The 12,840-nt window shown below is 39.8% G+C and carries 12 protein-coding genes, 1 pseudogene and 1 riboswitch; all 13 genes and pseudogenes read left to right on the top strand.

Annotated features, from left to right (window positions below; genetic code table 11):
* Positions 1-70 precede the first annotated feature (70 nt).
* The 13 genes and pseudogenes from murQ (at position 71) to ACH0CI_RS14880 (ending at position 12,755) form a co-directional block, all read left to right on the top strand.
* On the top strand, positions 71-976 hold the full coding sequence (gene murQ / locus ACH0CI_RS14940; RefSeq protein ID WP_028412145.1) for an N-acetylmuramic acid 6-phosphate etherase: 906 nt from the start codon (positions 71-73) through the stop codon (positions 974-976).
* A 12-nt stretch (positions 977-988) separates the two neighbouring features.
* Positions 989-1,843 carry a MurR/RpiR family transcriptional regulator gene (locus ACH0CI_RS14935; protein WP_033578150.1) on the top strand — a complete coding sequence of 285 codons (855 nt, stop codon included), beginning with the start codon at positions 989-991 and terminating at the stop codon, positions 1,841-1,843.
* An 89-nt stretch (positions 1,844-1,932) separates the two neighbouring features.
* Complete coding sequence (locus tag ACH0CI_RS14930) at positions 1,933-3,294, top strand: PTS transporter subunit EIIC (RefSeq protein WP_033578151.1); 1,362 nt, start codon at positions 1,933-1,935, stop codon at positions 3,292-3,294.
* Positions 3,291-4,301: a MupG family TIM beta-alpha barrel fold protein gene (locus ACH0CI_RS14925; protein ID WP_406901741.1), complete on the top strand. Its 1,011-nt coding sequence runs from the start codon at positions 3,291-3,293 to the stop codon at positions 4,299-4,301. Before ACH0CI_RS14930 ends, ACH0CI_RS14925 begins: the two co-directional genes overlap by 4 nt.
* A 127-nt stretch (positions 4,302-4,428) precedes the next feature.
* A pseudogene (locus ACH0CI_RS14920) lies at positions 4,429-4,569 on the top strand (LacI family DNA-binding transcriptional regulator); the annotation flags it as partial.
* Positions 4,570-4,581: 12 nt separating this feature from the next.
* Positions 4,582-5,442, top strand: coding sequence for a LacI family DNA-binding transcriptional regulator (locus tag ACH0CI_RS14915; protein WP_406901739.1), 861 nt, complete (start codon positions 4,582-4,584; stop codon positions 5,440-5,442).
* 149 nt (positions 5,443-5,591) lie between these two features.
* Positions 5,592-6,491 (top strand): dihydrodipicolinate synthase family protein, encoded by a 900-nt coding sequence (locus ACH0CI_RS14910; protein ID WP_028412150.1) that lies wholly within the window; start codon positions 5,592-5,594, stop codon positions 6,489-6,491.
* Between the two features lie 110 nt (positions 6,492-6,601).
* Positions 6,602-7,900, top strand: coding sequence for an MFS transporter (locus tag ACH0CI_RS14905; RefSeq protein ID WP_406901737.1), 1,299 nt, complete (start codon positions 6,602-6,604; stop codon positions 7,898-7,900).
* 179 nt (positions 7,901-8,079) lie between these two features.
* Positions 8,080-8,182: riboswitch (TPP riboswitch) on the top strand.
* A gap of 114 nt (positions 8,183-8,296) precedes the next feature.
* The gene (locus ACH0CI_RS14900) at positions 8,297-9,574 is read left to right on the top strand and encodes an acetylornithine deacetylase (RefSeq protein WP_406901736.1); all 1,278 of its coding nucleotides are present in this window, start codon (positions 8,297-8,299) and stop codon (positions 9,572-9,574) included.
* A 5-nt stretch (positions 9,575-9,579) separates the two neighbouring features.
* Positions 9,580-10,251: a thiaminase II gene (gene tenA, locus ACH0CI_RS14895; RefSeq protein WP_028412153.1), complete on the top strand. Its 672-nt coding sequence runs from the start codon at positions 9,580-9,582 to the stop codon at positions 10,249-10,251.
* Positions 10,244-11,008 carry an ABC transporter ATP-binding protein gene (locus ACH0CI_RS14890; protein WP_406901735.1) on the top strand — a complete coding sequence of 255 codons (765 nt, stop codon included), beginning with the start codon at positions 10,244-10,246 and terminating at the stop codon, positions 11,006-11,008. The genes tenA and ACH0CI_RS14890 overlap by 8 nt, the downstream gene beginning before the upstream one ends.
* Positions 11,005-11,748 (top strand): ABC transporter permease, encoded by a 744-nt coding sequence (locus tag ACH0CI_RS14885; protein ID WP_028412155.1) that lies wholly within the window; start codon positions 11,005-11,007, stop codon positions 11,746-11,748. Before ACH0CI_RS14890 ends, ACH0CI_RS14885 begins: the two co-directional genes overlap by 4 nt.
* Positions 11,745-12,755: an ABC transporter substrate-binding protein gene (locus ACH0CI_RS14880; protein WP_028412156.1), complete on the top strand. Its 1,011-nt coding sequence runs from the start codon at positions 11,745-11,747 to the stop codon at positions 12,753-12,755. Before ACH0CI_RS14885 ends, ACH0CI_RS14880 begins: the two co-directional genes overlap by 4 nt.
* Positions 12,756-12,840 lie beyond the last annotated feature (85 nt).

Raw genomic sequence — 12,840 nt, 5'->3', positions numbered from 1 at the left:
ATTGAAATTATATTTTAGACGAATTATAATAACCATAACTTCACTACATGATGAAAAAGGGGCCGAAAAGATGAATGAACAGCTTACGTTATTAACAACAGAGTCTCAAAACGAGCAGACCATGAAGATAGATACGGCTAGTACAAAAGAAATTTTAAACGTAATGAATAAAGAAGATCAAAAAGTGGCGCTGGCTGTGCAAGAGGTACTTCCAGACGTAGAGGTAGCAGTTGAGTTTGTAAGCGAATCGTTTCAAAAGGAAGGGCGGCTTATTTATGTCGGAGCAGGAACAAGCGGACGGCTGGGAGTATTGGATGCTGTTGAATGCCCGCCTACTTTCAGTACCAATCCCAATCAGGTACAGGGACTGATGGCTGGAGGAGAAAAAGCATTTGTGAAAGCAGTTGAAGGTGCAGAAGATAAAGAAGAATTGGGAGCAGCAGATTTACAAAAAATACATTTAAATGAACGAGACACAGTCATTGGAATTGCTGCAAGCGGACGTACGCCTTATGTGATTGGTGCATTGAAATATGCAAAATCTGTAAAAGCTAAAACAGTGGCGCTGTCTTGCAATGGTAATTCACTTATTGGAAAAGAAGCAGATCATAGCATCGAGGTAGTAGTAGGTCCAGAAGTGCTAACAGGTTCCACAAGGTTAAAAGCAGCAAGCGCTCATAAAATGATTCTCAACATGATTTCTACCGCGGCCATGATTAAAGTAGGAAAAGCATATGAAAATTTAATGATAGATGTTCATGTGAGTAATGAAAAGCTTAAGGAACGAGCGATAGGTATTATTTGTAAAATTACAGGTGTTTCTTACGAGCGAGCAAGTCAAACGCTTGAAGAAGCAAATAATGAGGTAAAAACAGCAGTGGTTATGATCAAAACAAATGAAAATTACGACACCGCAAAGATGTTACTGAATAATGCGGGGGGGTATGTGAGAAAAGCGATTGAACATTACGTATAAAGGAGAGAAACGATGTCAACAGGCGGATTAACAATGATTAAAAACACGGTGGCTAAGCTTCCAGATTCGGAGCGGAAAATTGCTGAATATATTTTAAACAACCCGCATACTGTGGTAAACAGTACGGCTGGGGAACTAGGAAGACTAGCGAATGCGAGCAGTGCTGCTGTTATTCGTTTGTGTAAATCTATCGGGGTTAGCGGCTTTCAAGAATTAAAGGTTAGAGTAGCCGGTGATTTAGCTAAAGATACAGAACAAGGATACCGTGATATTGAAACAAATGAAACAATTCAATCTATTGTCAAAAAAACGGCAAGCAACAGCATTCAAAGTCTAAGTGATACGGCTGAGCTTGTGAATTATAAAGAAGTAGAGCGGGCTGTTTTGGCGCTGATTGGAGCAAAAAACATTCATTTTTTCGGAATTGGTGCTTCACATATTATTGCTATAGATGCGCAGCAAAAATTTCTTCGAATTAATAAAAATGCGACGGCTTTTGCGGATAGCCATTTAGCAGCTACACTCATCGCAAATGCAAGTAAAGACGATGTAGTTGTGGGTATTTCTTTTTCAGGAGAGACTCCTGAAGTAAGCAACGTCTTATCTTTAGCTAAAAATCGCGGAGTAAAGACGATTAGCTTAACTAAGTACGGACAGTCTACCGTTTCGTCTTTAGCAGATATTTGTTTGTATACGTCTTATTCTCAAGAAGCGCCGTTTCGAAGCGCAGCAACATCGTCTCGTTTAGCCCAGCTTTATGTGATTGATGTTTTATTTTTAAGTATTGCAGCGCAGCAGTACGACCAGACGATTGAGTATATTGACAAAACAAGAGATGCCATTCAGTTTTTGAAAGATAAGAAATAAAAAAAGAAAACGATTACAAAAAGGGGATTTTGTGGTCTGTTTCCTCAGTGGCGTATCCATCTAAGAGGAAAATACAAAGGGGGATTAACATGTCTTTAGATAATCATCAATTAGCAAAGGCTGTTTTGGAGATGCTTGGGGGAGCATCCAATATTGAAGCGTATACGCATTGTATGACGCGGCTGCGTGTGACTATAAAAGATGATTCAATTGTTAAAAAGGCAGATATACGAAAACTTGAAGGCGTGCTCGGATTAGTGGAAGAAGAAACGCTGCAAATCATTATTGGGCCGGGCAAAGTGAACAAAGTAACAGAAGAATTTGGAAAGTTAATTGATGAATCCGGCGGTATTAACTTAGAAGATCGTGCAGCACAGCGGAAATCGGAGCTGAAAGAAAAAAATGCAACTCCGTTTAAGCTGTTGCTTCGCCGAATTGCAAGTATTTTTATTCCGTTGATACCTGCTCTTGTAGCATCTGGACTTATTACCGGAGTGACAAAAGCAGCTGTGCAGGCGAAGTGGCTTCCGGCAGATTCACAGATTGCTATTCTTTTAACCGTTATCGGAAGCGGTTTATTTGCCTATCTGGGTATTTTAGTAGGTATTAATGCAGCAAAAGAATTTGGTGGTTCGCCAGCTCTAGGAGGCTTAGCGGGCATTTTAGTCATTAATCCTGCCGTAGCTGATATTAAACTTTTTGGTGAAGCACTTTTGCCGGGGCGTGGGGGCTTAATAGGAGTGCTGCTTGCAGCAATCTTTATGGCCGTGTTAGAAAAACGAGTACGTAAATTTGTCCCACAGTCACTGGATATTATTATTACACCAACCGTTACGGTGTTAATTACAGGAATTATTACGTATGTGGTATTCATGCCAATCGGCGGCTTCATTTCAGATGGAATCACAAAAGGTCTTTTAGGAGTTTTAGAGGTTGGAGGAGTTGTAGCAGGCTTTGTTTTAGGGGCAACGTTTTTGCCGCTCGTTATTACAGGACTGCATCAAGGTCTTACTCCGGTCCATTTAGAGCTTATTAATTCGATTGGAGATGATCCGCTTCTTCCTATACTAGCAATGGGCGGAGCCGGTCAGGTTGGTGCAGCTTTTGCTATTTATATCAAAACAAAGAAAAAACGCTTAAAGCGAGCAATTGGAGGCGCACTTCCTTCAGGGCTGCTGGGAATCGGAGAGCCGCTTATTTTTGGAGTCACACTTCCTTTAGGGCGTCCCTTTTTAACCGCTTGTCTTGGAGCTGGAATCGGCGGAGCGTTTCAGGCGCACTTCCATATTGCAACTGTAGCAGTGGGAGTATCGGGTTTGCCGCTTACGTTTTTAGTTCATGCGCATCAAATTCTTCTTTATTTACTTGGATTAGTTATTGCTTACGCAGCAGGCTTTATTTGTACCTATTTCTTTGGATTTAACGATGAAATGGCGAGGGAGTTTGAATGATTGGCATTTCGTTTTATTTGAACGATAGAGATGCCAAACAAAGATTAGTAGAAGCGAGTGAATGCGGCGTTACACGCGCATTCACTTCACTTCACATTCCAGAGGAAAAAGGAGATTTGGCTGAACGGGCAAAAGAATTGCTTCATGTGGCTAGAGATTGTGGAATAAGCGTGTATGCAGATGTATCTAAGCATACACCGGTTCATTTAGGTATCGAAAGCCTTATGACTCTATCTTCACTTGGCGTATCAGGTATTAGACTAGACGATGGCTTTAGCGTAGAAGAAACGATTTTACTTGCGGATGAGTTTTATATTGCCCTTAATGCAAGTACAGTGTCAAAACTAGAAATAGAAGCGCTATTATCTGCAGGCCTTCATCATCATCAGGTGCTTGCTTGGCATAATTTTTATCCGCGGCCTGAAACAGGGCTTGAAGAAACGTTTTTTCAACAGCAAACAGATTTATTTAACGAACTTCGTATTCCAGTTTGTGCTTATATTCCTGGAGAAGGCGAAAAGAGAGGACCTATTTATCAAGGACTTCCTACTAGAGAAAAAGACCGTAATAAATGTCCTTTTACCTCTGCAGTAGATTTATACGGATGCGGAGTAACGGAGGTTTATATTGGAGATCCATACGCCAGTTCAAATTTATTAAAACGTTTAGTTCAATATCAAGAAAACCGCATTATTCCGCTACGCATTCGTTCACCTCATATACAGGGAACGTACAGCGTGCGTCCGGATGTATCAAGAGACGTTCTGCGTTTGGTTGATACACGATCTGTAAAACCAGTGCTGCCATTTCATACAGTAGAACGCAGAATCGGAGCAATTACAATGGACAATGATGGCTACGGACGTTACAGAGGAGAGGTTCAAATAGCTAAAAGGAATTTGTCTGCAAATGCTAATGTGAATGTGATTGGGTATGTAATAGAAGAAGATCATGAGCTGCTTTCATTAGTGAGACCGGGACAAAAACTTAAGCTTATCAATGTCTAAAAGGAAAAATGGATTCATCATCGAATCCATTTTTTTATTTAAGCGGAAGAAAAAAGAATTGTCAAACTAAAATGAAAGCGTTATACTAAGTTTAGTAAAACGTTAAACTAAAAATGGAGATGGTCATCTGGTTACAATTAAAGATATTGCAAAAGCAGCAGATGTTTCAATTACGACTGCCTCCCTCATTTTAAACAACAAACCGGGAGCAAGCAGAATTTCTGAAGCTACTAAACTGCGTGTAATTGCAGCTTCAAAAAAATTAGGCTATATCCCCAATATGTCTGCGCGTAACTTGCGGGGACAAGACAAATCAGCGCAGCTAACAATTGCTCTTATTTGGCCAATTGATACGCGCGTATCGTTAGTGGGATGCATTCTTACAGGTATTCAAAACTACATAGCTTCATTAAAAAGCGGCCCTACTATTAAATTATTAGTCGAAACGTTTCAAAATGAAGAAGGTATTTCCTCTGTAAAAGGTCTTCAAACATCTTCATATTTTAACGGAGCGATTATTGCGAATACAACGGCAGCTGATGAGGCTTATATTCACCGATCTAAACCTGGTGTTCCGATTGTTTTATTTAATCGTGTATCATCTATATACTCTGTTATACAATCCAAAAATTATGAAGCGGGCCAAGCGGTAGCAGATCATTTTATTCGTAATAATCATCAACATATCAGTATTTTAGTTCCAGACGTGTCTTCACAGGCTTTAGAAGCAGGAGTAAAAGGCGTAACAGATAGAATTGAACAGACTGATGTTACGTATTGTCACCATTACTGTTCATATACAGAACAAGGTGGGTATGACAGCATCAAACAGCTTATTGAACAAGGAAAAGTTCCAACCGCTGTGATTTGTTTGAGTGATCATGTTGCATTAGGAGCTCTTTCTGCTCTTAATGACTACGGCATCTCTGTGCCAGCTGATTGTGAAGTGATGGGATTTGATAACCAAGAGTTCTCTAAATTTACTAACCCAAAACTTTCGACTGTCAATTTGCCGGTAGAAAAAATGGCCTATTGTGCAGGAGAGCTTTTAGTTAAAACAATTTCTGATCCATATGGGGATGTGGACCAACAGATATTTGATTTGGAAATTATTCATCGTAATACAACGAGAATCAAATAAAAAGCAATGCCATTCATGAGGTCTCTTTAAAAAGAGACCGATTTACAAAAATATAAGAGCAAGCTTTTTATTTTTTTATTAGTAAAACGTTGTACTAAAACGTTTTACTAAATATAGAGTAATTCACTACTAACAAAGGGGAGAAGGAAATGAAACATTTATACGGAGTTACAACAGCAATGGTTACACCGTTTACTAAAACGGGTGAAGTAGATTTAGAGAAAGTAGTAAATTTAACAGAGTTTTTAATTTCAAAAGGAGTGCACTGCTTGTATCCGCTTGGTACCACGGGCGAGATGCTTCGTCTATCTGTCAAAGAAAGAAAGCAAGTTGCAGAAACAGTAGTGAAACAAGCGGCTAATCGTGTAACCGTATTCATACATGTAGGAGCTATGAATGAAGAAGATACAATTGAGCTTGCAAAACATGCCTATGAAATTGGCGCCGACGGTATCGGAGTAGTTACGCCTATGTTCTTTGGAGCAAACGATAACGAACTAGAAACGTATTTTATAAAAGTAGCAAACAGTGTCCCGAATGATTTTCCCGTATATTTATATAATATTCCTCAGTGTTCAAGCAATGATTTAACGGCAGAGGTAGCTCAAAAAGTGGCAGATTCATGCAAGAATGTAATTGGTATTAAATATAGCTACCCTGACTATTTACGCGTAAATGATTATTTAAATATTAACGATGGAAACTTTTCTGTTCTTCCCGGAACCGATCGTTTATTTTTAGCAGCTCTGGCTATGGGATGTGAAGGAGTTGTCTCCGGTGTATCGGGCGTTTATCCCGAACCTTTTGTAGAGACTTATAATGCCTTTAAAGCGAATGATTTAGAAAAAGCGAGAAAGATGCAAAAAGTTGCTATTCAATATTGTGAAGCTCTTTTAAACGGAAGCAACATGTCTTATTTTAAAGAAGCATTAAAATTGAGAGGCATTGATGTTGGTGGCATGAGATCTCCTCAAATAGATTTAACAGAAGAAGAAGTCAAAGAATTAGATGATAAACTAAATAGCATTCGTCCAAAGAGCAGTGTTTAATAATTGGTTCATGTTCTGAATAAACTCATGCATTTCTAGTGAACAGGGCTGTTTGATAATAAGCAAACAGCTCATTCACTATAACGATTAAGGTTATGGAGGGATATTCTATGGCGGTTACATCTAAATTAAATGAAAGCGTTAACAAAGGTTTAGGTCCTGTAAAGCAAGATGTAAAAAAGACGAATATACGCTGGTGGCTTATTATTGTATTGCTAATTGGAGCAGTTGTTAACTATTTAGACCGCTCTAATTTAAGCATCGCTAATACCACGATTGCCAAAGAGTTTGGGCTGTCTTCTACACAAATGGGTCTTTTGCTTTCAGCTTTTCTCTGGCCATATGCCTTAGCAAATCTACCAGCAGGCTGGCTGGTTGATAAATACGGGCCGAAAAAAATGTTTGCATGGGCATCAGGCCTATGGTCTGTGGCAACGGTAGCAAGTGCATTTACTAACACGTATTCTGCTCTTTATGCCATGAGAATGCTTCTTGGTGTATCGGAGTCTCCTTTTTTTACTTCAGGAATTAAAGTGACGGAAAGATGGTTTAAAAAAGAAGAGCGCGGCCTTCCTACTTCGATTATTAATACAGGGTCTCAAATTGCTAATGCGATTGCTCCGCCACTTCTAACGGTACTGCTTTTAACAATGAGTTGGAGAGGAATGTTTGTTGTTATAGGAGCAGCAGGCTTTATTGTGATGTTTGTTTGGCTAAAGATATACCGAGATCCGGATTATGTTGCCAATAAAGTGAAAGCTGTCCCTAAAGAAGAGATAAAAATCAGTCATACCTCACAAGCAAAATGGTCACAGCTGTTTAAATATAAAAGCACATGGTTTATGATTATCGGGAATTTCGGAATTATGTTTACGATATGGGTTTATTTAACTTGGCTTCCTAGCTACTTAGAAACAGAGCGCGGTTTTAGCCTAAAACAAACGGGCTGGATTGCTGCTATTCCGTTTCTAGCAGGAATCATAGGAGTGTTGCTTGGTGGTGTAATTTCAGATAGATTTATTCGAAAAGGAATTAATGCAGTAACGGCAAGAAAAATACCAATTGTAGGCGGGGCAATCTTAGCCGCAGCATCGGTAGCACCCGTTCCTTTTATTGATAATGCAGCCTTAAGTATTGTCTTATTGTCGATTGGCTACTTCGCGTCACAGCTGCCATCAGGCGTCATTTGGACTCTAGCGGCGGATATTGCACCAAAGGAACAAGTTGCTTCACTCGGCGCTATTCAGAACTTCGGTGGATTTCTAGGAGCGGCAATGGCTCCTATCGTAACAGGGTTTATATTAGATGCAACGGGAACTTTTACGGCGGTTTTCCTGTTAGGAGCAGGACTGCTTTTAATTGGTGCTATTAGTTATGGCGTATTTTTAAAGAAGCCAATAGCTAACTAGTAATGTCACAAAAACAAAGAGCACACACTGCATGAAAAAGGTGTGTGCTTTTTCTTTTACTACTAAAAAGGAAACTATTTTCATTACCATATCATGAACCTTTCTATTGAATAAAACGCTTTACTATGATAAAACTATTACAGGTAAACATATGATAATAGATTAATTTCATAGAGATACAACACCACTAGGGGTGCTTTCGAAGCTGAGAGAGACGATAAGTCTTAACCCTTATAACCTGAACTAGGTAATACTAGCGTAGGAAAGAGGTATTGTAATGGATGTTTTGTATGGGATTTCCTTACGAACTCGTTATAATAATTTTGTGTACATAAACAAAAACACTTCTTTCCTGCGAAAGAAGTGTTTTTTTATGCGTAAAGGAAGGTGTCATACATGAAAGAAACAATTGATTTGCTTGTCAAACAGGTGGAGGAGCGCAAAGGAGAGTTAATCCAGTTATTAACAACGCTTGTTTCGTATAAAACGCCAGCGCCTCCTGCACGAAATTCTCATGAAGCGCAGCTGTACGTAGCGGATTTTCTTAAAAACTGCGGTTTTTCCATTGATATGTGGGACTTATATTCTAACGACCCTATCGTAGTGGGAACGTTAAAAGGACAAAAATCGGCTGACTATCAAAGCTTGATTATTAACGGCCATATGGATGTTGCTGAGGTACAAGAAAATAAAAAGTGGGAAACCAATCCGTTTGAAGCTGTTGTGAAAGACAATATGATAATTGGACGCGGAGTTGCTGATATGAAAGGCGGTTTGGCGGGAGCATTATTTGCAGTTCAGCTTTTAACAGAAGCAGGAATCGAGCTGCCAGGAGACTTGATTTTTGAATCCGTTGTAGGAGAAGAAGTAGGAGAGGCAGGTACGCTGCAATGCTGTCAGAAAGGGTATACAGCTGATTTTGCGCTTGTAGTCGATACAAGTGATTTACATATTCAAGGTCAAGGCGGAGTGATCACGGGATGGATTACGATAAAAAGCAGTAAAACCTATCATGACGGTACACGCCGAAGTATGATTCATGCTGGAGGAGGGCTGTTAGCCGCAAGCGCTATTGAAAAGATGGCAAAAGTGATCGGAGGGCTACAAGAATTGGAGCGTCACTGGGCTGTTACAAAGAGCTATCCAGGATTTTTGCCAGGGACAAATACGATTAATCCAGCAGTAATCGAAGGCGGAAGACATGCTGCTTTTATTGCAGATGAATGCAGGCTGTGGATCACCGTTCACTATTATCCTAATGAATCGTACGACCAAGTATCAAAAGAAGTGGAAGAATATATTATAGCTATTGCAAAAGCAGATCCATGGTTAAAAGATAATCTGCCAACCTTTGAATGGGGAGGCACATCAATGATTGAAGACAGAGGAGAAATCTTTCCGTCATTAGAAATTGATGAAAATCATGCAGGAGTGCAGCTGCTTGCAAATACTCATGAACAAATGGAAGGGAAAAAGCCTCCAATTGATGTGTCAACTAGCGTAACAGACGGGGGATGGCTAGCTGATGCGGGAATTCCCGCCGCTATTTACGGTCCGGGAAATTTAGCAAATGCACATGCTGTGAACGAACAATTAGATATTAATCAGCTTGTTCAATATACAAAAGTGATAGTGCAGTTCATTTATACGTGGCTGCATACGCATAAGGAGTGATCATCATGAAATTTAGTGAACGATTATACGAAAAGCTGCAGCCTATTTGGCGTCAAAATCATAATCATCCCTTCGTACAGGGGATGGGAGATGGAACGCTTGAAAAGGAGAAGTTTCGCTTCTACATGATTCAAGATTACCTTTACCTAATTGATTATGCCAAATTATTTGCGATTGGAGCCATGAAAGCTACGGATCTTCAAACGATGGGGAAATTTGCAGCCCTTTTAGATTCTACATTAAACGAAGAAATGAGTCTGCACCGTGAGTATGCCAAGAAATTTGAAATCAGCGAAAAAGAATTAGAAAAAGCGCAGCCATCTCCTACAACGCTTGCATACACGCACTATATGCTGCACGTTGGTCAAAGTGGAACATTAGCTGAATTAGTAGCCGCTCTTTTGCCTTGTATGTGGAGCTACTGGGAAATAGGAAAAGAACTTAGTGAAAAGCCTGGAGCTAACAATGAGTTTTACCGTGAGTGGATTGAAATGTACAGCTCAGAAGAATTTGGAGAACTGGCGACATGGTGTATCAATTTATTTGACTCACTTACTGAAGATAAATCAGAAGTGGAATTAGAAAAGCTTGAAGAAATTTTCTTGAATACGACGCGTTTTGAGTATATGTTCTGGGATATGGCTTATAACGAAGCGATGTGGCCAATTCATGAATAGGTCTGTGTTATCTTTTCAAAACGTCAGTTTTACGTACAAGAACGGTGATCAAGCGATTTTAAAATCATTAAACTTAGACGTGAAAGAAGGCGAGTTTGTCAGTATCGTTGGAGCGAGCGGCTCTGGGAAAAGTACGTTGTTTCGTCTCATTACAGGTCTTGAACAGCAGAGTGAAGGCGATATCGTGATTAACGGAAAGTCTTATGAAAAGCGACTAGGAAAAGTAGGCTATATGCCGCAGCAAGATTTGCTTCTTCCGTGGCGCACGATTTTAGACAATGCATCTCTGCCGCTTGAGCTTCACAATGTGTCAAAAGCAAGTGCTCATAGGCAAGTATCTCAGCTGCTCGAAGAGTTTGGTTTAAAAGGGTATGAAAATCGTTTTCCAAGTGATTTATCCGGAGGGATGAAGCAGCGTGTTTCTTTTCTGCGAACGATATTAAGCGGTTCTAACGTACTGCTTTTAGATGAGCCTTTTAGTGCACTTGATGCCATTACGCGTTTATCAATGCAGGAATGGCTGCTTGAACAATGGCAAAAGCGTAAACATAGCATCTTATTTATCACTCATGACGTCAATGAAGCGCTTTTTTTATCAGATCGCATTTTTATCTTTTCAGACAAGCCAGTAAGTTGTCTTGAAGAAATTCAAGTGCCGCTTAGCAGACCTCGAACGCAAAAAGATCTGAATCAACAGCGAGTGCTTGATGTGAAAGATTATTTAATTGAACAGCTAAGATCGAAGGTGAACACATGAAAAAGTACGGGGCTTCAGTGATTTTAGTAGTCATTTTGCTGGCTGCTTGGGAAATTGGAGCACGCATTGTAAACTATCCGTTTATTTTACCAACGCCCAGCGGTATTTTAACGAAGCTTTGGGAGCTGCGAATGGATTTATTGTTTAAGCATTTACCAGCTACGTTATCTATTGTCGTAATTGGGCTTGTAATATCCGTTGTGCTAGGGGTTCTGCTGGCTGTGTGGATGAATTGGAGTCCGCTTATTGAGCGTGCTTTTTATCCGCTTATTATTGCGTCACAAATGATCCCGACCATTGCCATTGCTCCTGTATTTGTGCTGTGGTTTGGCTACTCCATTTGGAGCAAAGTGATTGTGACCGTATTAATTACGTTTTTTCCCATTACCGTTAGCACATTTGACGGGCTTCGTTCTACAAACAAAGAGTTAAAAGAACTCATGTTAACGATGGGAGCAACAAAAAAAGATATTTTCTTTAAGTTGAACATTCCTTCTGCACTGCCTCATTTTTATTCGGGACTCAAAGTAGCGGTTACCTTTAGTATAATAGGTGCTGCCATTGGGGAATGGTTGGGTGCGCAAGCAGGCTTAGGATATTTCAGTCGTCGCATGATGACACAGTTTGATGCAGCTGGTGTATTTGCACCAATTGTGATTTTATCCGCGCTTGGTATTTTATTTTTTATTATTGTAGTAGGTTTCGAAAAACGTTCATTAAAGTGGAGGAAAACAGAATGAAAAAATGGTTTGCGATTAGCTTAAGCCTGCTGCTTGTTTTGATGCTCGCTGCTTGCGGTCAGGACAAGGAAAATAAAGCTGGTGACAGTAAAAAATTAAAAGACGTTACAATTATGCTTGATTGGTATCCAAATGCAGTGCACAGCTTCATTTACGCTGCACAAGAAAAAGGATATTTCAAAAAAGAAGGGCTGAATGTAAAAGTACAATTTCCTGCTAATCCAACAGACTCGCTTAATTTAGCAGCTGCAGGGAAAGTCACGCTCGGCCTTTACTATCAGCCTGATGTAGCAATGGCACGAGCAAATGAAGATGTGCCGGTAAAGTCGGTAGGAGCGATTGTAAGATCTCCGCTAAACCGGGTTGTGGCATTGAAAGATAGCGGTATTAAGCGTCCTAAAGATTTAGAAGGAAAAGTAGTAGGATACAGCGGAACACCATTAAGTGAATCTGTTCTAAAGAAAATGGTGAAAAGCGATGGAGGAGATCCGAATAAAGTAAAACTAGTAGACGTAGGGTTTGAGTTAAATTCATCGCTGATTAGCAAAAAAGTAGATGCTGTAATAGGTGCGTATATTAACCACGAAGTACCATTGCTTCACAAAAAAGGATACAAAACGGTTGACATTGATCCGTCAGATTACGGCGTGCCATCTTATTACGAGCTAGTGGCCGTTACAGGGGATCAAACGTGGGCAAAAGATTCTGATACGATTAAAGCGTTTTGGCGTGCCGCGACAAAAGGGTATGAATACACGGAGAAACATCCAAAAGAATCACTTCAAATTTTGTTAGATAATCAAGATAAATCAAACTTTCCGCTCGAAAAAGATGTGGAAACAAAAAGTTTGAATATCTTACTTCCAAAAATGAAGTCTGAACAAGGATTCGGCAGTCAAACGAAAGAATCATGGCAATCAAATGTTGACTGGTTAAAAGAGTCAGGGTTAATTAAGAAAAAGCCAAATGTAGATGAGATGTTTGAGAATATTGGGGAATCTCAGTAAATAATTTAAGACGAATTTAAAAAAACCTCCTTATACTGAACGTAACTTTCTGAAAGAGAAAGTGAAAAGGTCAAGGAGGTTTTTT

Origin of the sequence: Priestia sp. 179-F W1.4 NHS, assembly GCF_045369295.1 — a bacterium.
Classification (GTDB): domain Bacteria; phylum Bacillota; class Bacilli; order Bacillales; family Bacillaceae_H; genus Priestia; species Priestia zanthoxyli.
This window is presented reverse-complemented; position numbering and strand designations above follow the sequence as displayed.